The 23,462-nt window shown below is 58.1% G+C and carries 24 protein-coding genes; 15 read left to right on the top strand and 9 right to left on the bottom strand.

Annotated features, from left to right (window positions below):
• The first annotated feature begins 58 nt into the window (after positions 1-58).
• The 11 genes from ACR0AL_RS10435 (at position 59) to ACR0AL_RS10385 (ending at position 10,422) form a co-directional block, all read left to right on the top strand.
• Complete coding sequence (locus ACR0AL_RS10435) at positions 59-877, top strand: ABC transporter ATP-binding protein (protein ID WP_170376430.1); 819 nt, start codon at positions 59-61, stop codon at positions 875-877.
• Positions 878-906: 29 nt separating this feature from the next.
• A complete protein-coding gene (locus ACR0AL_RS10430; protein ID WP_480647578.1) occupies positions 907-1,893 on the top strand; it encodes a branched-chain amino acid ABC transporter permease in 987 nt (328 codons plus the stop codon).
• On the top strand, positions 1,894-2,148 hold the full coding sequence (locus ACR0AL_RS10425) for a hypothetical protein (protein WP_170349607.1): 255 nt from the start codon (positions 1,894-1,896) through the stop codon (positions 2,146-2,148).
• The gene (locus ACR0AL_RS10420) at positions 2,145-2,402 is read left to right on the top strand and encodes a hypothetical protein (RefSeq protein ID WP_170349608.1); all 258 of its coding nucleotides are present in this window, start codon (positions 2,145-2,147) and stop codon (positions 2,400-2,402) included. Before ACR0AL_RS10425 ends, ACR0AL_RS10420 begins: the two co-directional genes overlap by 4 nt.
• Positions 2,403-2,405: 3 nt before the next feature.
• Entirely contained in the window at positions 2,406-3,482 is a 1,077-nt protein-coding gene (locus tag ACR0AL_RS10415) for a branched-chain amino acid ABC transporter permease (protein WP_170349609.1), read from the top strand.
• Between the two features lie 73 nt (positions 3,483-3,555).
• On the top strand, positions 3,556-4,839 hold the full coding sequence (locus tag ACR0AL_RS10410; protein WP_170360980.1) for an ABC transporter substrate-binding protein: 1,284 nt from the start codon (positions 3,556-3,558) through the stop codon (positions 4,837-4,839).
• Positions 4,840-4,903: 64 nt separating this feature from the next.
• A complete protein-coding gene (locus ACR0AL_RS10405; protein ID WP_480647580.1) occupies positions 4,904-6,133 on the top strand; it encodes a patatin-like phospholipase family protein in 1,230 nt (409 codons plus the stop codon).
• A gap of 2 nt (positions 6,134-6,135) precedes the next feature.
• Entirely contained in the window at positions 6,136-6,969 is an 834-nt protein-coding gene (locus ACR0AL_RS10400) for an ABC transporter ATP-binding protein (protein ID WP_170349612.1), read from the top strand.
• Between the two features lie 19 nt (positions 6,970-6,988).
• Positions 6,989-8,209: a phenylacetate--CoA ligase family protein gene (locus ACR0AL_RS10395; RefSeq protein ID WP_480662907.1), complete on the top strand. Its 1,221-nt coding sequence runs from the start codon at positions 6,989-6,991 to the stop codon at positions 8,207-8,209.
• 121 nt (positions 8,210-8,330) lie between these two features.
• Positions 8,331-9,995: an ABC transporter permease gene (locus ACR0AL_RS10390; RefSeq protein WP_480647584.1), complete on the top strand. Its 1,665-nt coding sequence runs from the start codon at positions 8,331-8,333 to the stop codon at positions 9,993-9,995.
• Positions 9,996-10,071: 76 nt separating this feature from the next.
• Entirely contained in the window at positions 10,072-10,422 is a 351-nt protein-coding gene (locus ACR0AL_RS10385) for a DUF2794 domain-containing protein (protein ID WP_170349615.1), read from the top strand.
• On the opposite strand, the gene ACR0AL_RS10380 is transcribed toward ACR0AL_RS10385, so the two are convergent.
• The 3 genes from ACR0AL_RS10380 to ACR0AL_RS10370 all read right to left on the bottom strand — a co-directional run bounded on the left by ACR0AL_RS10380 (position 10,419) and on the right by ACR0AL_RS10370 (position 12,988).
• Positions 10,419-11,156 (bottom strand): C40 family peptidase, encoded by a 738-nt coding sequence (locus ACR0AL_RS10380; RefSeq protein ID WP_480638414.1) that lies wholly within the window; start codon positions 11,154-11,156, stop codon positions 10,419-10,421. The genes ACR0AL_RS10385 and ACR0AL_RS10380 overlap by 4 nt on opposite strands.
• A complete protein-coding gene (locus ACR0AL_RS10375; protein WP_480647588.1) occupies positions 11,153-12,535 on the bottom strand; it encodes a leucyl aminopeptidase family protein in 1,383 nt (460 codons plus the stop codon). The genes ACR0AL_RS10380 and ACR0AL_RS10375 overlap by 4 nt, the downstream gene beginning before the upstream one ends.
• A gap of 63 nt (positions 12,536-12,598) precedes the next feature.
• Complete coding sequence (locus ACR0AL_RS10370) at positions 12,599-12,988, bottom strand: hypothetical protein (RefSeq protein ID WP_170349845.1); 390 nt, start codon at positions 12,986-12,988, stop codon at positions 12,599-12,601.
• 144 nt (positions 12,989-13,132) lie between these two features.
• Between ACR0AL_RS10370 and ACR0AL_RS10365 the strand changes: the two genes are divergently transcribed.
• The gene (locus ACR0AL_RS10365; protein WP_170349618.1) at positions 13,133-13,783 is read left to right on the top strand and encodes a carbonic anhydrase; all 651 of its coding nucleotides are present in this window, start codon (positions 13,133-13,135) and stop codon (positions 13,781-13,783) included.
• A gap of 105 nt (positions 13,784-13,888) precedes the next feature.
• Positions 13,889-14,425, top strand: coding sequence for an SRPBCC family protein (locus ACR0AL_RS10360; RefSeq protein ID WP_480647590.1), 537 nt, complete (start codon positions 13,889-13,891; stop codon positions 14,423-14,425).
• Between the two features lie 60 nt (positions 14,426-14,485).
• Here the strand turns inward: ACR0AL_RS10360 and ACR0AL_RS10355 are convergent, their stop codons facing one another.
• The 4 genes from ACR0AL_RS10355 to ACR0AL_RS10340 form a co-directional block, all read right to left on the bottom strand.
• A complete protein-coding gene (locus ACR0AL_RS10355) occupies positions 14,486-15,403 on the bottom strand; it encodes an endonuclease/exonuclease/phosphatase family protein (RefSeq protein ID WP_480662905.1) in 918 nt (305 codons plus the stop codon).
• Positions 15,404-15,564: 161 nt separating this feature from the next.
• Complete coding sequence (locus tag ACR0AL_RS10350; protein ID WP_480662903.1) at positions 15,565-16,587, bottom strand: aspartate-semialdehyde dehydrogenase; 1,023 nt, start codon at positions 16,585-16,587, stop codon at positions 15,565-15,567.
• 110 nt (positions 16,588-16,697) lie between these two features.
• A complete protein-coding gene (locus ACR0AL_RS10345) occupies positions 16,698-17,735 on the bottom strand; it encodes a glycosyltransferase family 4 protein (RefSeq protein WP_480662901.1) in 1,038 nt (345 codons plus the stop codon).
• A gap of 33 nt (positions 17,736-17,768) precedes the next feature.
• Entirely contained in the window at positions 17,769-18,941 is a 1,173-nt protein-coding gene (locus ACR0AL_RS10340; RefSeq protein ID WP_170550202.1) for an MFS transporter, read from the bottom strand.
• Positions 18,942-19,083: 142 nt separating this feature from the next.
• On the opposite strand from ACR0AL_RS10340, the gene ACR0AL_RS10335 reads away from it, so the two are divergent.
• The gene (locus ACR0AL_RS10335) at positions 19,084-20,226 is read left to right on the top strand and encodes a DUF3095 domain-containing protein (protein WP_170349624.1); all 1,143 of its coding nucleotides are present in this window, start codon (positions 19,084-19,086) and stop codon (positions 20,224-20,226) included.
• Positions 20,227-20,230: 4 nt separating this feature from the next.
• Here the strand turns inward: ACR0AL_RS10335 and ACR0AL_RS10330 are convergent, their stop codons facing one another.
• Together ACR0AL_RS10330 and ACR0AL_RS10325 are read right to left on the bottom strand one after the other, a co-directional pair.
• Positions 20,231-21,001: an HpcH/HpaI aldolase family protein gene (locus ACR0AL_RS10330; RefSeq protein WP_480662899.1), complete on the bottom strand. Its 771-nt coding sequence runs from the start codon at positions 20,999-21,001 to the stop codon at positions 20,231-20,233.
• A gap of 10 nt (positions 21,002-21,011) precedes the next feature.
• Positions 21,012-22,424 (bottom strand): pyridoxal phosphate-dependent decarboxylase family protein, encoded by a 1,413-nt coding sequence (locus tag ACR0AL_RS10325; RefSeq protein ID WP_480662897.1) that lies wholly within the window; start codon positions 22,422-22,424, stop codon positions 21,012-21,014.
• A gap of 236 nt (positions 22,425-22,660) precedes the next feature.
• Here ACR0AL_RS10325 and hpaR point away from each other — a divergent pair, with 236 nt between their 5' ends.
• Positions 22,661-23,095 (top strand): homoprotocatechuate degradation operon regulator HpaR, encoded by a 435-nt coding sequence (gene hpaR / locus ACR0AL_RS10320; protein WP_170349627.1) that lies wholly within the window; start codon positions 22,661-22,663, stop codon positions 23,093-23,095.
• Positions 23,096-23,462: the final 367 nt, after the last annotated feature.

Raw genomic sequence — 23,462 nt, 5'->3', positions numbered from 1 at the left:
GACCTGCGGTCATCGCCCCGCCCGCCATCCCGTTTTTGCGTAGGTCAGGGAGTGACTGATGCTGGATAGTTCCGAAGGATATGTCACCGAAGACGGCCGCAAGATCGGCGGCGTGGTGATGGAGATGAAGAACATCACTCTGCGTTTTGGCGGTGTTGTGGCAATCAAGGATATCTCGTTTGATATTCGCGAGGGTGAGATCCGCGCCATCATCGGGCCGAATGGGGCAGGTAAATCCTCGATGTTGAACGTGATTTCCGGGTTCTATGTCCCGCAAGAGGGTGAGGTCTGGTTTCACGGGGCCAAGCGCCCACCGATGCGGCCATTCGAGGTCGCGCAGCAAGGCATTGCGCGGACGTTCCAGAACATTGCTCTGTTCGAAGGTATGAGCGTTTTGGACAACGTTATGACCGGACGGCTGAACTTTATGAAGACCAACATTTTTCAGCAGGCCTGGTGGAAGGGCAAGGCAGAAGCGGAAGAGGTGGAAAACCGCGAGGCAGTGGAGAAGATCATCGATTTTCTGGAAATCCAGCACATTCGCAAAACGCCGGTGTCGCGCCTGCCCTACGGGTTGAAAAAGCGGGTCGAGCTGGCCCGTGCGCTGGCGGCCGAACCCAGGCTGCTGCTGCTGGATGAGCCGATGGCGGGCATGAATGTCGAAGAAAAAGAGGACATGAGCCGCTTTATCCTAGACGTGAATGACGAGTTCGGCACCACCATTGCCTTGATCGAACACGATATGGGCGTGGTGATGGACCTGAGCGATCGCGTGGTCGTGATGGATTACGGAAAAAAGATCGGCGACGGCACCCCGGATGAGGTGCGCAGCAATCAGGACGTCATCGACGCCTATCTGGGGGTCAGTCATGACTGAGCATCGGACAGACATGGGGAGAGGCGCAGATGCCTGAACAACTCGTATTCGCGATGGAGGTCATCCTCAACGGTCTGATGGCCGGGGTGCTCTATGCGTTGGTCGCGCTGGGCTTTGTTCTGATCTACAAAGCTTCGGGGATTTTCAATTATGCCCAAGGCGTTATGGCGCTGTTTGCGGCGATGACGCTGGTCGGGGTCATGAACGGGCAGGTGCCCTTTGCGCATGTGATAAATGCAACTTTTGGCACGCATGTTCATACCTTCGGGTGGAATGTGCCCGCTTTTGTGGCGATCCTTTTGACCATGGGTGTCATGGTATTGCTGGCCTGGGCGGTACAGCGGTTCGTCATGCGTCATCTGGTAGGGCAAGAGCCGATCATCCTGTTCATGGCCACCATCGGGCTGGCCTATTTCCTTGAAGGTGTGGCCGACCTGATGTGGGGGTCCGAGATCAAGACGCTGGATGTGGGCCTGCCGCAGGGCATCAATCTGTGGATTGATGAGAGCACCTTTAACATCTTCGGTTATGGCTTCTTCCTCGACAATCTGGACATCGTGGCGACCGTGATTGCGGCGCTGCTGGTGGCGGCCTTGGTGGCGTTCAGCCAGTACACCAAACAGGGCCGGGCCATGCGTGCAGTGGCCGATGACCATCAGGCAGCACTGTCGGTTGGCATCTCGCTGAACTTCATCTGGATCATGGTCTGGTCGGTGGCTGGGTTCGTGGCGCTGGTCGCGGGCATCATGTGGGGCACCAAGTCGGGCGTGCAGTTCTCGCTGTCGCTGATCGCGCTCAAGGCGCTGCCGGTGCTGATGCTGGGCGGGTTTACCTCGATCCCAGGTGCCATTGTCGGCGGGTTGATAATCGGTGTGGGTGAGAAACTGTTCGAGTTCGCCGTCGGCCCGCTGGTCGGCGGCGCGACCGAGAACTGGTTCGCTTACGTTTTGGCGTTGATCTTCCTGGTGTTTCGTCCGCAAGGTCTCTTCGGTGAGAAAATTATCGAGAGAGTATAGATGGATAAGCTGGAACCCCTCTTCAAAACGTTGCCAATTGCATTGCTGGCCTATGGGTTCGCGCGGTCACTTGGTGACTGCTTTGAACTCAACCTGTCTGGTTCAAGCATAGCGATGCCTGGCGATACAGCGTGGGAGATGAGGATGTTGCTCATTGTGAGCTATCTGCGAGCCTTGGACTCGCTGTTCTTCTACGCAGCTTTTGCTGCTGTGGTGCATTGGCTGAACGTCAAAAGCCGCGGGGTCGCTGCATGACCAAACTGATCGCCATCATCAACGTCATCGCATGGGCAGGGTTCTGGGCCTTTGGCTATATCGCCGTCACCTCGGAAGATCTGACCGAAAGCCAGCTGGTCGTGGCCGCGATACTGGCTTTTGCCGGGCTGATCACGGGCGTTCTGGCCTACATGAAACTGGTGCGCAACTCCGAGGCGAGCGGATACGCCAAGGGCACAAACCAACTGGATGCCGAGGCTCGTAACCGGGCACAGGAAGAGTGGGAGAAGTAAGTTATGTTCTACCGTGAGGCCGGGGATTTCAAAACCTCCTACATCGATGACAACCAGACCTTTCCGATCAAGTTCGACCGGTATCGGTACTATGTCGTGCTGGCCGTGGCCTTTGGGATTATTCCGTTCCTCATCAATGACTACTGGGCCAATGCGTTGCTGTTGCCGTTTCTGATCTACGCGATTGCAGCGATCGGGTTGAACATTCTGGTGGGCTATTGCGGTCAGGTCAGCTTGGGCACCGGGGGGTTCATGGCCGTGGGGGCCTATGCCTGCTACAAGCTGATGACCGCGTTCCCGGATGTCAGCATGTTCATACATGTCATTCTGGCGGGCGGGATCACCGCCATTGTCGGCGTGCTGTTCGGCCTGCCAAGCCTGCGGATCAAGGGGTTCTATCTGGCGGTGGCAACTCTGGCCGCGCAGTTCTTTCTGGTCTGGCTTTTCAACCGCGTACCGTGGTTCTACAACTATTCCGCTTCGGGCCAGATCAACGCGCCCGAGCGTGACGTGTTCGGCATCATCATCACCGGCCCGAATGCACCGGCCTGGGCCACCTATCTGTTCTGCCTGATCTTCCTGTCGGTCAGCGCCATCATTGCGCGCAACCTGACGCGTGGCACCACGGGGCGCAGCTGGATGGCGATCCGCGACATGGATATCGCCGCCGAGATCATCGGGGTGAACCCGCTGAAGGCGAAACTGACCGCTTTTGCCGTCAGCTCGTTCTTTGTGGGCATCGCCGGGGCGCTGTTCTTTGCCGTCTATTTGGGCGCTGTCGAAGTGGGTGAGGTCTTTGGCATTCAGAAATCATTTCTGGTGCTGTTCATGATCATTATTGGCGGGTTAGGGTCTATTTTCGGATCCTTTGCGGGCGCTGCGTTTCTGGTGTTGCTGCCCGTGGTGCTGAAAGTTGTTGGCGCCGATTGGCTGGGCTGGCCCACCGATATTGTGGCGCATCTGCAGCTGGTGATTGTCGGCGCGCTGATCATCATGTTCCTGATCCTTGAGCCACACGGTCTGGCGCAGCTTTGGCGCGTGGCGAAAGAGAAACTCAGACTCTGGCCGTTCCCGCACTAAGGGGCAGGCCCAATCAGATAACGGGTGCAAAGCCCGACCCCAACATCGGACCAACCAAGGGAGGAGACACCCGATGAAATTGACACTGGCAACCGCGGCGCTTGGCGCCCTGATGGCCGCAGGACCGGCTCTGGCGGATTTGGTAATCCCTGATCTCAGCTACCGGACTGGGCCCTATGCAGCTGGCGGCATTCCGTTTTCGGACGGGTATAACGACTATTTCACCCTGTTGAACGAACGGGATGGCGGCATTGGCGGCGTGCCGATCCGCGTGGTCGAATGCGAAACCGGCTACAACACCGAAAAAGGGGTTGAGTGCTACGAATCAACCAAGGGCGAAGGCGCGTTGGTGTATCAACCGCTGTCGACGGGCATCACCTATCAGTTGATCCCAAAAGTGACCGCGGACAATATCCCGTTGCACACGATGGGATATGGCCGGACTTCGGCTAAGAATGGCGACGTTTTTAGCCACACGTTCAACTATCCGGCCAACTATTGGGACGGGGCGTCAGGTGCGATTAACTATCTGTTGGAAGAAAACGGTGGCGATCTGAGCGGCAAGAAAATTGCTCTGGTCTACCACAATTCGGCCTACGGCAAGGAGCCGATCCGCACGCTGGAAGAACTGTCCAAGAAGCACGGCTTTGAGCTGGCGGCCCTACCGGTCGATCACCCCGGTCAAGAGCAGAAGTCGCAATGGCTGCAGATCCGCCGCGACCGTCCTGACTATGTCTTGATGTGGGGCTGGGGCGTCATGAACCAGGTTGCGGTACAGGAAGCCGCGAACATCCGCTTCCCGATGGAGAATTTCATCGGTATCTGGTGGTCCGGCTCGGAAAATGACGTTGTGCCTGCGGGTGAGGCCGCGAATGGCTACAAGGCGTTGACCTTCCACAATGTGGGCACGGATTTCCCGGTCTTTGCTGACCTGCAACAATATGTGGTCGATTCTGGCAAGGCTGCCGGTGCAGGCGATCAGGTTGGGACGGTTCTGTATAACCGAGGCCTTTACGCTGCGGTGCTGGCTGCAGAAGCCATTAAGAAAGCACAAGAGCTTTCGGGCAATGCCGAAATCACTCCGGCTGACATGCGTGACGGTATGGAAGCGCTTGAAATGACCGAAGAGAAAATGGCTGAGCTGGGCCTGCCGAACTTTGGTCCGACCTTCTCGGTCTCGTGCAAAAACCACGGCGGCGACGCTCTGGTTGGTGTGACGCAGTGGGACGCGGCGAACAAGACCTGGTCGCTGATTTCTGACTTCAAACCAACAGATGGTGACGTGATCGGTGCGCTTATCGACGAGGATTCCGCAGCTTACGCGTCGGAAAACAACCTCGAGGGGCGCTGCAACTAAAGCGCAACAAAAACAGGGGCGGCGGTGATCTGCCGCCCCAACCCCCAAACAAGGACACGCGGTGATGCTGGAGTTTCTCCGGATAAGAACAGGGATAGTGCTGAGTGCGGTACTTGGGCTTGCTGCGTGCAGCGCGCCCGAGATCGACGGGCCGACCTGCACCGGGCTTGTCCGAGATTTTGTTCCGGCGAAATCCGTTGTCGGGCGCAGCTCAGCGCCGAATGTGGATGCGACTGCGGATCTGTTTGCCCGGGTGTTCGAAGGTCAGGCCGCGCAACGTGCAAACCTTGACCGCGATGGGCGGGGCATTCCCGTCGAAATTCTGGCTATGACCACCGGTGGGCAATATGGTGCCTTCTCATCAGGCGTTCTGACCGGCTGGACAGAAAACGGCAGGCCAGACTTCAACGTCGTGACCGGGGCCAGCGCCGGGGCTTTGATTACCCCTCTGGCATTTGCGGGATCGGCGTTTGACGCGCGCCTGAAATCCAATACCAGGATCAATTTGAACGATGTGCTGTCGCTGCAAATCGTGCCACCGATTCCTTTGGCCAGCTCTGTCTTCAGCACCAAAAAACTGAAACGGCTGGTCGAAAGTGAAATTGACGAACCTCTGCTGGATCGTATCGCCGAGCGGGCCGATCCGGGCCAATCCGGGCAAGAGGTCAACAGCGTGGTGGTCGGCGCGGTCAATCTGAAAACCGGGCGGTTCGACATCATGGATATCGGTCAGTATCTGGCCACCACCCCAGATGATTTCGCGACAAAAGAGGATTGCGTGTCCGAGGCGGTTCTGGCCAGCTCGGCCATTCCGGTTCTGTTCCCGCCTCGCAAGATCAATGGGGGCCTATACGCGGATGCAGGTGTGCGCCAGCATGTGTTTCTGGAAGGCCTGGCTAAAGGTCAGCAAACAGCTACGCAGCGCACAGGCCAACAATTTGACGTTCGGGTAACTTTGCTGGTGAACGGTGACCTGGTTGTCGCGGAAAAGGACCCAGGACCCGGTATCCTCGCGTTGGCAGGCCGGAATTTCCAACTGGTCACCGATCAGGGATTTCGCGAGTCGATCGACCGAACCCTTCGCGTTGTGAAACAGAACCCCTCTTGGACCTTTAAGGCATTGGTTGCGCCTGAACTGCCCGCGCTCAATTGCAAGAACCCCGAACCCCTTTTTGACAAATGTATCACCGGGGCCTTGTTCGAGGCGGGGAAGAACATGACAAGCTCTCAACCCATCCCGTGGCTGACCGCGGCTGAGGTGGAGCGCAAGATCAACGAAATCTACGGGAGTTGACGATGCTGGATGCGGCACAAACCACCGATGTACAGGCCGAAACCCTGTTGGAGGTCAACAATATCGAGGTGATCTACAACCACGTCATTCTTGTGCTGAAGGGCGTCAGCCTGACCGTGCCCAAGGGTGGGATCACCGCCTTGCTGGGCGGCAACGGGGCGGGCAAGACCACGACACTCAAGGCGGTGTCGAACCTGCTGCAGTCCGAACGGGGCGAGGTCACCAAGGGTACGATCACCTATCGCGGCACCAGCGTGCATGAAAGCGATCCGGCCGATCTGGTGGAAAAGGGCGTCATTCAGGTGATGGAAGGCCGCCATTGCTTTGAACACCTGACGGTCGAGGAAAATCTGCTGACCGGGGCCTATACTCGCAAGGATGGCAACGCGGCGATCCAGCAGGATCTTGAACTTGTGTATTCCTATTTCCCGCGTCTCGCCGAACGGCGCCGGTCGCAGGCGGGCTATACCTCGGGCGGGGAACAGCAGATGGTGGCGATGGGTCGGGCTTTGATGTCGCGCCCAGAAACGATCCTGCTGGATGAGCCATCGATGGGTCTTGCGCCGCAGCTGGTCGAAGAGATTTTCGGCATCGTCAAGGATTTGAACGAGAAAGAGGGCGTGTCCTTCCTGTTGGCCGAACAGAACACCAATGTGGCACTGCGGTTTGCACATTACGGATACATTCTGGAATCGGGGCGTGTTGTGATGGACGGCCCGGCGGCCGATCTACGCGAAAACCCGGATGTGAAAGAGTTTTATCTGGGCATGTCCGACGAGGGGCGCAAAAGCTTCCGTGACGTGCGCTCATACCGCCGCCGCAAAAGGTGGCTGTAAGCGGATGGAGGATCTGGTCATGACGAATTACTACGACGCGCTCGAGACCCGTTCAGCCGACGAGCGCGCTGCCGATCAGGCGCAGGCGCTGCGTGTTCAAATTCAGCGGGCGTTGTCCGCGCCAGGTTTTGCGGCGCATCTGGCAGGGGTTGATTGCAATGCTGTTGCCTCGGCCGAGGATCTGGTGAAACTGCCGGTGCTGCGCAAATCTGATCTGGCGCAGGCACAGGCGGCGCGGCCGCCGTTTGGCGGGTTCACGGTCACACCAGCGCGGCATTTTCACCATGTTTTCCAGTCCCCGGGCCCGATTTATGAGCCCGGCAGCACTGACCCCGATTGGTGGCGCATGGGCCGGTTCCTGCATGCGGCAGGCGTAGGACCCGGCGATATCGTCCATAACTGTTTTGGCTATCACCTGACCCCGGCTGGGATGATCTTTGAAAGTGGTGCGCGGGCTGTTGGGGCCGCTGTGCTGCCCGCCGGTACCGGCCAGACCGAGCTGCAGGTCACTGCGGCACGGGATGTGGGGTGTACGTCTTATGCGGGTACTCCGGATTACCTGAAGGTCATTCTGGACAAAGCGGATGAGATGGGCGTGGAGCTGAACTTTTCTTCTGCCGTGGTGGGTGGTGGCGCGCTGTTCCCATCGCTGCGTCAGGACTATGCCGACCGGGGTATTTCCTGTCTGCAATGTTATGCCACCGCCGATCTGGGCAATATCGCCTATGAAAGCCACGCGATGGAGGGAATGATCATCGACGAGCATGTGATTGTCGAAATCGTCACGCCCGGCACAGGCACCCCGGTTGCAACGGGTGAGGTGGGTGAGGTCGTGGTGACCTCGCTAAACCCAGATTATCCGCTGATCCGGTTTGCCACCGGTGATATGTCCGCGATCATGCCCGGACAATCGCCTTGTGGCCGCACCAACCTGCGTATCAAGGGTTGGATGGGACGGGCCGATCAGACCACCAAGATCAAAGGCATGTTCGTGCGTCCTGAACAGGTGGCCGCGCTGGTCGACAAACATTCAGAGATCGTCAAAGCCCGTGTCATCGCCGCGCGACAGGGGGAAATGGACACGATGACCGTTCAGATCGAAAGTCCACGCGACGATGACGTGACCTATGCCAAATCCGTAATTGAGGTGCTGAAACTGAAAGGCGCGATTGAGGTTGTGGCCCCCGGGTCGCTGCCCAAGGACGGGTTGGTGATCGAGGATCAACGCGTTTACGAATAGTCCAACAAAGGGTTCTGCGGCAGTTTGTGCCGTAGAATTGTTCCTCTGCCTACTGGTGTTTCTTAGCATTTTAGTCGATTAAAGGCGAAACCTGCGCCTCTTTGCCTGTAACACCGGAAACATGGCCGAAATCGAATACTCAGAACACGGAACGCGCAATCGGGGCGTGTTTGGCACCCGGCTGGTGGCCGTGGTGGCCTATCTGGTGGCTGCGGCCTGTCTGCTTCCGATGATGGCTGTTGTGCTGGCAGCGGTGACGGGTGGGACGGAAACGATCTCACACCTGCTGGATACGGTTCTGCCCGGCTATGCGCTGACAACGTTGATTTTGGTGGTTCTGGTCGCCATCGGCACCTTGTCCATCGGTGTGGGCGCGGCCTGGCTGGTGACGATGACCCGCTTTCCGGGCGTCCGCTTTCTTGAGATCGCACTGGTCTTGCCACTGGCCTTTCCGGCCTATGTTCTGGCCTATGCCTATACGTTCATTCTGGATCACCCCGGCATCGTTCAAACCACCCTGCGCGAGGTGACCGGCTGGGGCCCGCGCGACTATTGGTTCCCCGAGATTCGCTCGACCGGGGGCGCGGCGGTGATGCTGATCCTGGTTCTGTATCCTTATGTCTATTTGTTGGCCCGCGCCGCCTTTCTACAGCAAAGCTCGACTGCTTTTCTGGCCGCGCGGGCGTTGGGAAAAAGCCCTTGGCTGGCGTTCTGGCATGTGTCCTTGCCAATGGCGCGCCCGGCAATTGCCGGCGGGGTCCTGCTGGCGATCATGGAGACCATCGCCGATTTTGGTACCGTGGCCTATTTCGGTGTCCAGACCTTTGCCACCGGTATCTATACCAGCTGGTTTTCGATCGGAGACCGCGCTGCCGCCGCGCAATTGGCCATGTGTCTGCTGGGTTTCGCGTTGCTGCTGGCAGTGATCGAACGCACTCGGCGGGGCAAGGCAAAATATTACCAGGCAGGTAAAAGCCACGCCCCACTGCCAGCACAGCAGATTAAAGGTTGGTTTGCAGTTGCGGGGTTCACGCTGTGTGCCATTCCGGTGCTATTGGGTTTTTTGCTGCCGGTGTTCATTCTCGTGCAGATGGGTCTTGAATCGGAACAGAACCTGCTGTCGCGGCGCTATATCGGGTTTATCCAGAACTCGTTAACGCTGGCAGGTACGGCCGCCGTCGTCACCGTTTTTGCGGCGATTTGCATAGGGTTCTATCAGCGGTTGCGCCCGGGCAAAGGGTCCGCCACGTCAGGTTATGTCGCGCGGCTGGGGTATGCAGTGCCGGGCGGTGTAATCGCGGTGGGCCTTTTGGTGCCTTTTGCCAGTTTCGACAACGCATTGGATGCTTGGATGCGCGAAACTTTCGATATCTCGACCGGCCTGCTGGTTACCGGGTCAATCTGGTTGCTGATCGCGGCCTATATGGTGCGTTTTCTGGCCGCTGCGCTCAGCGCTTATGAGGGTGGGCAAAGCACGGTGCATGTCAACATGGACGCCGCTGCACGGTCGCTGGGCCAGACCCCGTTGGGAACGCTGAGACGGGTGCATTTGCCAATCCTGACGCCCTCGCTGCTGACGGCGCTGCTGATCGTCTTTGTCGACGTGATGAAAGAGCTTCCCGCCACCTTGATCATGCGGCCCTTCAATTTTGATACGCTGGCGGTACAGGCGTATCGGCTGGCTTCGGATGAGCGGTTGGAGGGTGCCGCCGTGCCCTCGCTGGTGATCCTTGCGGTGGGGCTGTTGCCGGTGATTCTGATCTGCCGTCAGGTCGGGCGGCGCTAGCACAGGGCGAACCAAAAAATCACATCCTGTTGTGCTTGGGCTTGATTCAAACGCAATTTCCGGCAAGGCTTGGGGTATGAACATGCAGCCTCCCAGCCGGTTTTCTGCAAACTCGGCCCAGATGCCCGTCGCGTTTAACCGGCACGAGATGTCCCATATTCTATCCGTCTATGGCAGGATGGTCGCCGCCGGAGAATGGCGCGATTACGGAATTTCCAACCTGCGCGACATGGCGGTGTTTTCCATCTTTCGGCGAACGGCAGAACATCCGATTTACCGGGTCGAGAAACATCCACGTCTGCGGCAAAGGCAGGGGATGTATTCGGTGGTTGGCATGGATGGCCGCATCCTGAAACGCGGCCAGGATTTGCGCACGGTTCTAAGGGTGTTGGAACGCAAGCTGATTCGCTCGGTCGACCTTGATTAGAGCCGTTTGTGGGCGGTCACTGGCCCATCACCCTGTTCCAGAATACGCGTGATAGCCTGATCCATCGGCTCGAACGTCACATCCATGTGATAGGCATTGGCATGCAGCAGCATGTTGTCGCCATAGACCCAAGCGACGTGACCCTTCCAAAACAGCAGATCGCCGCGTTTCGGTTCCGTCCCAGCGGGCAGGGCCTCGCCCAATTCACGCTCTTGATCGCCGCTATCGCCGGGACAAGGCGTGCCGCAGGCCAATAGCCCAGCCTGCACCAGACCCGAGCAATCCAATCCGAACCGGCTGTTGCCGCCCCAAAGATAGGGTGTGCCCAGAAACAGTTCGGCCACGGAAACCGGATCGGTCAGGTGGATGGCGTTGCGCTTGGCATGAACGGCGGGGATGAATCCCAGCTCAGTTTCCAGAAACCGGCCATTTTCCGAAAGAACCTGAACCCTGCTGCCGAAACTTAACGAGACCCGGTCGGGGCTTTTCATATCCGGCTGCGCATAGGCGTGGGTCGCAGGCGCCGTGACCCAATGCGTATCGGGCACCGGTGCCCCCAAATGATCCAGGTTTACCCAGCCCGGGTAACCGTCCTTGTCGGCGGTGATCCGGCCCCAACCCTGTTGCGTTTCAAGGACGGTGACGGTGTCACCGAATAAAAGCTGCCGGTCCCGCGGACCATCCGGGCGGCGCAACAGGTCAGCGACGGGGGTTATGATGCGCTGTTGGGTCATAAGCCCAGAATCTCGGGTAGGGCGGTCAATATGGCGCGGGGGCCTTGACCGAGGCCGCCTTTGCTGCGACCCGGGACCTTGCTGGGCTGCCACGAGTAGATGTCGAAATGCATGTAACGACTATTGCCCACAAACCGACGCAGGAACAGCGCGGCGGTGATCGAGCCTGCAAACCCACCCGGAGGCGCATTGTCCAGATCGGCGATGCCGGGTTCGATCATTGCCTCATAGGGTTCATGGAACGGCATCCGCCAAACCGGATCAGCGGCCTGCCTGCCTGCTTGTGCCAAAGCATCGGCAGCACTGTCGTCATCGGTGTAAAACGGCGCAAGATCGGGGCCAACGGCCACCCGCGCGGCACCCGTCAGCGTGGCCATCGAGATTACCAGATCCGGCTCCCCCTCATCTGCCAGCGTCAGCGCATCGGCCAGTACCAGCCGCCCCTCAGCGTCGGTATTGTTGATCTCAACCGTCAAGCCCTTGCGCGAGGTCAGGATATCGCCGGGGCGAAAGGCGTCTCCGGCCACCGAATTTTCAACCGCTGGGATCAACACCCGCAGTTGCAGCGGAAGGTTCAACGCCATGATCATCCGGGCCAGGCCCAGCACATTGGCCGATCCTCCCATGTCCTTCTTCATCAAGCCCATCGAGTTGCCGGGTTTCAGGTTCAACCCACCGGTATCAAAACACACACCTTTGCCGACCAATGTCAGCTTGGGACCGACACTGCCCCAGTTTATCTCGATCAGCCGGGGGTCCTGCGCGGATGCCCGGCCAACGGCGTGGATCATCGGAAAGTTCTGATCCAACAGCGCCGCGCCGCGGATCACGTCGCACGACGCCTCGAATTCCTGCGCCAGCGCCTCTGCCGCAGCTTGCAATTGATCCGGACCCATATCTGCGGTGGGCGTGTTGACCAAATCGCGGGTCAGGGCCTCGGCTTGGGCCAAAACTTCGATCAACGTGGCGTCGACGCCCTCGGGCGCGATCAGCCGGGCGTTGGCCGGAGATTGCTTGGCATAGCGGTTGAACGCATAGCCGGTCAGCAACCAGCCCAGACATTCGGTCGCTAACACCTCGGATGGGACGCCAGAAGCAATGTGATAGGTGCCTTCTGGCAGGGTTTCGGCCACGGCGGCCAGCGGAAAGCGCTTGCGCACCCGGCCTGTTGCTTTGCCATATCCCCCCAGCGCAAATTCGGGTTTGCCTTCCGGTCCGGGAATCAGCAATGCTTGACCCAGCGCGCCGGTGAACCCGCTGGCCCTGACCCAGTTTGGAATATGGTCTGGCTGATCGCTCAGCCAACCTTCCAGATCGGGTTGTGCGATGACATGCAGCGGAAGCGATGGATCAGAAGAGGAAGCGAAGGACAGGGTCATGGAAATCTCGGCTTGTTCGATTTGCGCCCAGCCTAGCCGCCCACGGCCCGTCCGCAAGCCCCGTCAGACCGAAAGGTCCTGCTGATCCCAGATCACCGTCAACGAGTTTTCACCGACCCGGATCAGCCGCGACAGGGTGGCGCCGGTGGCAACGGCATCCCCTGCATCCACGGACTGCGCCACATCTCCGGCGACGCGGGCCAATGCGACCATGCCGATCTGTTCGGCGATCGCCACCAGCGACCGCGCGCATTTGCGCAACCCGGCCCAATCGCGTTGCCGCCAGAACCGTTCGCAGTTCGACAGGCGCACGGCCAGTTCCTCGACCGTACGGCACAAAACGTCCAATGCGTTCTTGTCGCCCAATTGCCGGTACAATCCATTCAGCCGGTCCTGATCCAGACGAACGGTTTCCTTGTGTTCAAGCGTGAGTATCTTATCCACCACATTCACCCCAATATTTTGTGCCCCCACGGCATGGACCGACTTTGACCGCGAATTCCTTTGCAAAACCTTGCATTCGCGGGGGATAATCGCTCGAATTTTCTGCGAATTCGGGGTAGAGCAGCCCCCAGCGAACAAATCAGGGACTTTCAAATGGATCACGCCAAACCTTTGCCGAACTATTTGGTCAAGCGGTATCACGGCTGGAAAGCCACCACATATTCTGAAAATCAAGTCTGGTATCGCCGTCTGGCCACTGAAGGACAACGTCCACGGGCGATGGTGATTTCATGTTGTGACAGCCGCGTCCATGTCACTTCGATCTTCGGGGCCGATCAGGGTGAGTTCTTTATTCACCGCAACATTGCCAACCTGGTGCCGCCCTATGCACCGGATGGTGATCATCACGGCACCAGTGCGGCGATTGAATATGCGGTCACCGCTCTGAAAGTGGCGCATCTGATCGTGCTGGGCCATTCGCAATGTGGTGGTGTGCAGGGCTGTATCGACATGTGCAAGGGGCAGGCCCCGCAACTGGAAGCCAAAGAAAGCTTTGTGGGCCGCTGGATGGATATCCTCAAACCGAAATACGACCTGGTCGCCGATGTCGAGGACAGCGTTGAACAGGCGCGTCAGTTTGAGCGGCAGGCGGTTGTGGCCTCGCTTGAGAACCTGATGACCTTTCCCTTCGTGTCCTCTGCGGTGCAGGATGGTTCGCTCAGCCTGCATGGGTTGTGGACCGATATCGGCGAAGGCGGGCTGCAAAGCTATGATCCGCAGGAAAAGAAATTCGTCGTCGTCTAAGCGGCGCTGAAATGTTGCGCAAATAGTGGGCGGAGGATCAGGTCTCTGATTCTGCGCCCTTTTTTGGTATAGTGGCCTGATCCAGGTTTGGGTTAGAGGCGCGATATGCGAGTCATCAAACGTATTTTCCTTTTTCTAATCTGTCTTGTTTTGCTATTGATCGGTGTCTCATACCTGCTGCCCGGCAAGGCGATCGTGTCGCGCAGCATCACCATCGATGCCCCGGCCAGCGCCATCTTTCCTTATGTGAATTCCATGCAAGAGACCGAGAAATGGTCTCCCTGGCTGGCGCGGGACCCGGAAACGCAACTGTCCTATAGCGGACCCGAAGCTGGGGTGGGCAATACCCTGAGCTGGAGTTCCGAGCATCCACAAGTCGGCAGCGGCACTCAGGAAATCATCGAAAGTGTTCCGGATCAGACCGTCAGAACCGCGCTGGATTTTGGTCCGATGGGCACGGCATCGGCGTCGTTTGAGCTGGCGCCCGAAGGCGATCAGACTCAGGTAACTTGGGGGCTTGAATCCGATCTTGGGATGAACCCGATGGCACGCTGGATGGGGTTGATGATGGATAAGTGGGTCGGCGGCGATTACGAACAGGGACTGAGCAATCTAAAGGCGCTGGTCGAAGGACAGACCTAAGCCAATAGGTTTTGCGCCGCAGGTTTTGATCTATGCAGCCCGGCGCAACGGTCGGGCAGATTATTCAAATCGAATTCGGGCGAGCTTTCCAAGGTGGTCGGAGCCCATAAAGGGGCGCAACTCAACCGTTCCTGTTGTTCCTTTCGGGAACAACAGGTTGTCGATTGGCAAGGGTATCTGCCAGCTGCCAAGGTTATGAGTGTTCAAGATAGTTCCAAAGCTTTGATTGTCTGCTGCCGCCGCGATCCGCTGAACGCTTTGGCCCCAGGGCACCATATTGAAATCTCCGGCAATCAGAACCGGCCCGTCGAGTTCCTTAATGCGATCAGCAATCACTTGGCTTTGTTTGGATTGGTCGTAAGGAAACGGCCAGTTCAGGTGTACGGATACAACCCAAACCAGACCGCCGCCGGGGGTTTTAACCTGCACCCCGACAAGCCCATACCCTTCCAGGCAAAACTCGGAACCTTCGACAATTGGCAATGTGGTCAGGATGGCGACGTTTTGTTCGGGGCGAAATTCACAGATCGATTTTGCCGGGTAATGTTCGAACATGTTTCTCATGAACTTGCGATTGTGACTGGACACTTCCTGCAAGGTCACGATCTCGGCGTTGGATTCTATTATGTCATCGGCCAAGGGATAGCGTGGCCAGGCCTGGCTCATGAGGTTCTTTTGATACAACGTCAGGCAAGCGTCATTGCAATCACCTGAGGGCGCTGCATAGCTGGTTGCGATTGACCCAATCGCGAGGACGGCAACGGCTATCGCGCTCAAAGCGACGTAGCGCGCGCGCATGCATAGCAAAATCACGGCGCATGGTAAAAGCAGAATACCGGCCAGTGGGCGAAGCAGGGCGAACGAATCCCCAGCTGCAATGACGGGGCCTGTAAAGCCAATAATGACCAGACCCATCAGCATACTTGCGCAGCCTATGATCAGGTTTCGTACAATCCTGTGCTTGGTCAAAACTCGCATGCTCTGCCTCTGTCGCTTTGTGCGGGGCAATGCATGTGGTTTGCTGTGTCACATGTCCCGCTGTCAAAGCGCGTCATTTTGGTGGCAAGCCAGCCTGTCTTTGTCAACAGGCAGAGGTGGAATGCGCCACGTCATCCAACATGGCACATTCGATATGTTTATCAGCCCTTTTTCAGGACTTCGCGACCCAGCAGTTCGGCAATCTGCACAGCGTTGAGCGCCGCGCCCTTGCGCAGGTTGTCGGACACGCACCACAGGTTCAGGCCGTTTTCGATCGTCGAATCCTGACGGATGCGGCTGATGAAGGTGGCAAAATCGCCCGCGCATTCGATCGGCGAGACGTAGCCGCCGGGTTCGCGCTTGTCGATCACCATGATACCCGGTGCCTCGCGCAGGATGTCGCGCGCTTCGTCTTCGTCCAGGAATTCTTCGAACTCGATGTTCACGGCTTCAGAGTGGCCAACGAACACGGGAACGCGGACGCAGGTGGCTGTGACCTTGATCGACGGATCGACGATCTTTTTGGTCTCGACCACCATCTTCCACTCTTCCTTGGTCGAGCCGTCTTCCATGAAGACGTCGATCTGCGGAATGACGTTGAAAGCGATCTGCTTCTGGAACTTGTTTGGCGGAACGTCCGTGGTGGGATTGTAGACCGCTTTGGTCTGATCCCACAGCTCATCCATGCCTTCCTTACCGGCACCCGAAACCGACTGATAGGTCGACACGACAACGCGCTTGATCTTGGCGCGGTCATGCAGCGGCTTCAGCGCGACAACCATCTGCGCGGTCGAGCAGTTGGGGTTGGCGATGATGTTCTTGTTCTTGTAGTCGTGGATCGCCTCGGGGTTACATTCCGGTACGATCAGCGGAATGTCCGGGTCATAGCGATACAGCGACGAGTTATCGATCACCACGCAGCCGGCGGCCGCCGCCTTGGGGGCGTACACTTTGGTCGCCTCGGAACCCACGGCAAAAAGTGCCATGTCCCAGCCGGTGAAGTCGAACGTGTCCAGATCCTTGGTCGTGAGTGTCGTGTCGCCAAAGCTTACTTCGGTGCCCAGCGAACGACGGCTTGCCAACACGGCAAGTTCATCGACGGGGAACTGGCGTTCCGCCAGGATGTTCAGCATTTCGCGGCCCACGTTACCCGTGGCGCCGACGACTACGACGCGATAGCCCATTTCATGTCTCCAAAGTTAAGGACGCGCGTTCATAGCCGCGTTGCAGCAAAGAAAAAAGAGGAATCGCTCCATTATTCCGAGGATGACGGCGATTTGAGGCGTTTCCGGCCTCAGTCTTGCGCTAACAGGGATCGATAGACCTTGACGATCTCTTCTGCCTCGCCTTCGATTCGAAAATTCTGTTCGATATGCTGGCGGGCGGCGGTTCCGGCGGCGGCCATTTTGCCTGGGCCGCTCAGCATGTCGTGCAATGCCTCGGTCAGCGCATCAACGTTGTCTTTTTTCACCAAACGACCGGTTACACCGTCCTGAATCTGTGCGCTAAAGGCACCGACACCGTGGCAGGCAATGGCTGGAACACCCGATGCCATCGCCTCAAGCGGTGTCAGGCCGAACCCTTCATGGCGGGCAGGGGCGACGAACAAATCCAGCGCGCGATAGGTTTCGACGATCTCCTCCCACGGGCGTTCGCCCAGAAACCGGACACGGTCGGCCAGCCCGGCCTGTTTCAGCTTGGTTTCCTGTTCATGCTGGAAGGCTTCGAATTCTTTCGTGGCATTGCCGGTAAAGACAATTTTGGCATCGGGAAAGGATGGCAGCACCTTGATCGCTGCATCAACCAACAGATCGACGCCTTTTTGGGGTCGAATACGCCCGAAACACCCTATCAACGTCCCGGTTGGCAATCCAAGCTTGGCGCGCAGTGCTTCCTTATCCTCGGCCGGGTGGAAGATCTGCGTATCAACGCCATGCATGATCACCTTCGACGGGTGTTGCAGGAATGAGGCCGCCTGTGGTGTGGTGGCAATCAACGTATCCATTTTCGAGATCAGTTTTTTGGTAAATCTCGAATGATCGCGCTGTGCGGCCGACGTGAACAGCATTTTATAGTTGCGGCGGAATACGGACCTTAGGAACAGCCCCATCAGCATTTCGGTGTTGCGACGCGCATGCCAAACGATGGGCGCACGATTGGGCAAAAACAGAGTCTTCCAAAGGGGAATATGCGGAATATTTTCTGGCAACCCTGGGCCCGTGGCGCGGATGTTGATCATCTTTGCCTGGATGGGCAGCAGCCGGATAACAGTTGTGGTCACTCCCGAAAGACTATGTTTCAGGTTCGGCGCCAGAACTTCGATATCCTGCATTGAGCTCTCCATACCCGATGATCCGAGGCGGGATCAGTCTATGCTGTCGCGGCTGAATAGATAAATCACGCACCCGATGGCAAGCGCGACTGCGAAAAAGCCGAATATCGCTGTGTAGGGTGCGGTCGGGCTTATGTCCACCGTGGCCGCGTGAATGCGTCCGGTGATAAATTGGGCCAGCCCCACACCTCCGATGCCAAAGAGGTTCAGCAAGGTCATGCCGCGCCCAACCAGATGCGGTGCAACGAAAGCGCGGCCATGCGCCATGATCACCGGAAAGCTGGCCCCCATGAACCCAATCACCGCCATCAGAACCACTGATACCCAGACGGCGTTGTCGATCCACAGACACAACAGCACCAGCGCCACGGTGCCCAACGCATTGCCGCCGAAAATCACCCATTTCCGCGTGCCTAGCATCCGGTCAAGCGGCCCGTAGGCAAAGGTGCCTGCAATCATCGCCGCGCCCATGATCAGAGTCGCCGTCCCGATCTGAGTGGTGTTTAGGTTGAATATATCGCTTAGGTACGGTCCGGCCCACAACCCTCGTGTGGCGCCCGAGGGTGCATAGGCGACCAGCATCAAAGGCAGGATCGCCCAAAGCGCGGGTTCCTTCAGCAGATCCAGCACGGACCCCCTGTGTTCGATCTCGACCCGTTTTGGGTCATGCACGGTGAACCAGATACCCAGTGCGATAGCCCCCGAAAACAGCGCCAACACCCACATCGTTGCGCGCCATCCAACCAGTTCGACCGCCAGCGCAGTGGGGTATGAGGCCACCAGATTGCCGACCGATCCAACCCCCAACATCACGGCGGCCAATGTCGCAAAGCGGGCGGGCGGGTATTCCCGCGCGAAGATATAATAAGATGCCATCAAAACAGGCGAGCATCCGACCCCGATCAATCCCATGGCGATGGCGATGTGAAACGGCGTGTGGGCCACGGCAAACAGGGCTGCGCCACCTGCGCCGCCGACCAGCAAAAGAACGGCCGAGGTCAGGCGCGGCCCGACCTGGTCCAGAGCCCATCCCACCGGCAATTGCATCGCGGCAAAGATCAGAAACCAAAGACCCGAGGCAAAGGCCAGATCCTCGGGTGTGGCGCCGATATCGCGGCCCAGATCAACGCTGAGAACCGCCAGAAAGGCGCGAAAGAACTGGCTGAGCACATAGCCCAGGCACAAGACTACCAGACCTGCCTTCATTTTTCGTCCCTTCTACCCCCGCCTGCGCGGAAATGCTTCGCACGTCACGATGCGCCACACAAGCGCGTGTGCTATACTGTTTTCACCGGACAGCGTTCACATTCGGTCTATCTAACTATTTACCCATCACCCCGAGGTGCAGATGAAAGACGCCCAGGCCGCCTTTTATGACAGCCTTCCCCTGCAGCGGGACTTTACTCGACTGGCTCAGCCTGCGCGGTTTACCGCTGTGCCGGATGATTGGGCGCTGGGCGTGGCCGATATCGTTGATTCCACCGGTGAGATTGCCAAAGGGCGTTATAAAACCGTCAATATGGTCGGCGCGGCTGTGATCTCGGGCATGATCAACGGGTTGAAGGGGCAGGAGTTTCCCTATGTCTTCGGTGGCGACGGGGCCGGATTTGCCATACCCGCCAGCGCGGTTGACACGGGCCGAACGGTCCTGGCCCAGCTTCGGCGCTGGGCGGACGAGGAGTTTGGGATTACTCTGCGCGGGGCCTTGGTGCCTGTGTCCGAAATCCGCATGGCGGGCAAAGACCTCCGTGTGGCACGCTATGCGCCGTCAGACGGGGTGGATTACGCCATGTTCTCGGGGGGCGGGCTGGCCTGGGCTGAGGCGCAGATGAAAGAAGGCCAGTTCGAAGTGCCGCCCGCCGACCCCGGCGCGCAGCCCGACCTTACCGGCCTGTCCTGTCGCTGGTCCAATAGCAGGGCGCGGCATGGAATGATCGTCTCGGTCGTGGTGCAGCCGACTTCCAAAGCCACCGAAAGCGATTTTGCCGATCTGTCTCAATCCGTCCTATCCGCGGCCGATCGGTTAGAGCGCGCAGGCCACCCCGTGCCAGAAAACGGCCCACCAATCAGTTGGCCACCCCCCGATGTCGCGCTTGATGCGCGTGTGTCACGGGCCGGGCGCAACCTGTTTGCGCAGAAACTCAAACTTTTGGGGCAAAACCTGCTGATTGCGCTGCTGTTCAAGACCGGCAAGCGATTGGGTCAGTTCGACCCCGAGCATTACAAACACATGGTCAGTCGCAATGCCGATTTCCGCAAATTCGATGATGGGTTGAAAATGACGCTGGATTGCGATCCGGCCACCTTATCGCAGATCCGCGTGATGCTGGAACAAGCGCGCGGGCAGGGCAAGGTCCGCTATGGTCTGCACGTGCAGGATGAGGCTATGATGACCTGTTTCGTGCCCTCGGCCACGCGCGATGATCATGTGCATTTCGTCGATGGAGCTTCGGGTGGTTACGCGCAGGCCGCGGCAGGGATGCAGGGCTAAGGCGTCACTTCGCTCTCCACTTGGCCGCTAAGGCCCGCGCCGCCTGCGCCAATAGCATCACATCGATTCCCACTGCCAGAAACTGCGCGCCCATATCCATATAGGTCTGATTTGCCTGATCATTGGTGCCCAGAATGCCAGGTGCCTTGCCGGCGGCTTTGATACGGGTGATGGCGTCGGCGATGGTGGCCTGCACCTCGGGCGCGGCGCTATTGCCTTGATAGCCCATGTCGGTGGACAGGTCCGCCGGGCCGATGAACACACCATCAATACCGTCAACCGTCAGAATATCGTCCAGTGCTGCCATCCCGGCGCGGTTTTCCACCTGAACCAGCAGGCAAATCTGCGCATCTGCCGTTTGAATGTAATCCGTGACGGACCCATAGCCAGTCGCCCGTGCGGCCCCTGCACCGACACCGCGTAGGCCCATGGGCGGATAACGACAGGCGCGGACCAATTCCTGTGCCTGTTCGGCGCTTTCTACAATCGGTACCAGAATGGTTTGCGCCCCCACATCCAGCACCATCTTGATCTTCGCCGTTTCCCCCACGGGCACGCGTACCACCGGATGCGAGGGGCTGGCGGCCAGCGCCATAAGCTGATCGCGTATCGAACGGATGTCATTCGGCGCATGTTCACCGTCGATCACCAGCCAGTCGAATCCGGCGGTGCCCATGATCTCGGTTGCGATGGGTTCGGCAAAACTGCTCCAGCAACCGATTTGGCGATCTCCGTTGATCAGAGCCTGTTTGAAAGTATTTTTTGGTGCAGACATGGTGGAACCCTTAGGTTAGTGAGCGTGCGATTTCGGTGATGACATCATAGGCCATTCGCACGTCATCTTGCGTGGTTTCGAACTGACCCGCCTGAAAACGGATCGTCATATCACCATCAACACGGGTTTGGGTCAGGTAAATGCGGCCATCATCGTTGATGGCATTAACCAGCCGCAGGTTCAGCGCGTCCAGATCGGGGTGCCCTTCAGGCGCATAGCGGAAGGTCCACAACGACCACATCGGTTGCGTGGTGATCTGGAAATCCGGCTCGGCCGCCAACTTGTCATGCAGGTCGACGGACCAGTTCACATGATTGCGCAGCCGTTCACGCAACCCCTCAAGCCCATAGGCGCGTATAACGAACCACAGTTTCAGCGCACGGAACCGACGGCCCAGAGGCACCGACCATTCCGAGTAGTTGATGATCCCGTCCTTACCATGTGTCTTCAGGAATTCCGGGCTAATTGCCAACGTCTGCACCAGGTCATCCGGGTTTTTCAGGAAATGCGCACAGCAATCGAATTGCACACCAAGCCATTTATGCGGGTTGAAGACGATGCTATCGGCCTGATCCACGCCGGGCCAATAGTGGCGATATTCCGGGCAGATCATCGCCGACCCGGCCCAGGCCGCATCCACATGCGTATAAAGCCCGTATTTCTGCGCCACCTTCAAGCATTCGTCGATCGGATCGGTGGCCCCAGTTCCGGTGCCACCAACACACATAATGACACCGGCGGGCTGAAAACCAGAGTCTAAATCGGCCTGAATTGCCCTATCTAGTGCCGCAGGATCCATCCCGCGCCAATCTCCCTTGATCGGAACACGTACCAGATTATCCTGCCCAATCCCCGCAACCCAGATGGCGCGGTCCACCGATGTATGGACCTCGGCCGAGCAATAGACACGAAGCGGTTTCTGACCGAACAACCCCTGACGATTGCCCTGCCAGTTCAACACTTTTTCCCGCATAGTCAGCACAGCGGCCAGCGTTGCCGACGAAGCAGAATCCTGGATGACACCAGCAAACTCTTCGGGCAGGTCCAGCGCCTGTCGCAGCCAGTCCATCATCCGCGTTTCCAACTCGGTTGCGGCGGGCGAGGTCTGCCACAGCATGCATTGTGGCGCGATTGCGCTGGCCAGAAACTCGGCCAGAACCGAAGGGGCCGAGGCGTTCGAGTTGAAATAGGCAAAGAACCGGGGGTGCTGCCAATGGGTAATGCCGGGCATCACGATATCTTCGAAATCGCGAAAAATGTCCTCGATCGCCTGCGCCTGTTCCGGCGGATGGGCGGGCAGGGCGTTGAACACTTCTCCGGGCTCGGTCTGGGAGCGCACCGGTTTGTCCCCCACGGTCAGGTGATAATCCTGTGCCCATTCGGATATTTTCTTGCCCCAGTCTGAGAATTCATCCCATTTCATCGCTATCCTCAGCATTGTTTGGTGGGGGTTACCCCCAGGCTGGTTTTGTCTTGCTGATAGTGATGGACAACGCGGGCAGAAGGTCAACGATCTTTCGATCCTTCACTTCATCACAAAATGACAACTCTGTGAAAATATCCCATCGCATAGAGTCTATTTATAGCCAAATAGGTAAGAACAGCCGAAAAAACCCTTTGTCCCGTTGCAGTGTCGGCGGAATTCGGCAAGAATTTCGTATGACCAATGATGTACCATTGACGTCACGTTCATTGCCCATTGCGTTGCTGCGGGCGCGGGAACGGGTCATGGGACCCATTCGCAAGATGCTGGTGGATGTTGGTGTGACCGAACAGCAATGGCGCGTGCTGCGTGTCCTGAACGAGGAAGGCCCGCAAGAGCCGACTCATATTGCGGACCGTGCTTGCCTGTTGTTGCCCAGCCTCACTCGCATTCTGCAAAAGCTTGAGGTCAAAGGCCTGATCCTGCGGAGCGCGCACCCTTGTGACAAGCGCCGCCAGATCGTCGACATCACAGCCAAAGGAAAGCAGATTATCCAAGACAATATTCAGATAACCATCCATCTGGCCGAGGATCTGCGCACCAAACTTGGGCCCGACCGGCATGAGGCCCTGTTGGACCTGCTGAACGAATTGCGCGAACTGGAAACGTGACACCCCAAATACGAACCCCGCCAGAGACAGGTGCTATCTCTGACGGGGCGGCCAGACGTGTACTGGATTATATGCCTGGCCCGAGGCCGGTTGCACCGGATAGTTCCCGACGGTCCGGCCCGCAATTCAGAGAACGCGCCAATCAAAAAAGTAACCGGCTTTTTGCTCCAAAGACATTGGGGGTAACGCCTTTGACCATAGTTCTCTGAAATATTCGCACCCGATAATGCCGCGTGATGCGGGACCCTATGGGGTGTCTGGACGTCGTGGCGGGTGCTTGGGTCCCCGCCATATCTGTGAGTGGCGGTCAGAGCGCGCGGCACCCCGATTTGCCAGCGCTCGTCACCCAGCCATCTTTCAACTTAGA

It is taken from the genome of Ruegeria sp. BB1 (assembly GCF_056539465.1).
Note: the sequence above shows the minus strand (reverse complement) of the source record. Positions and strands in the feature narration are given on the sequence as shown.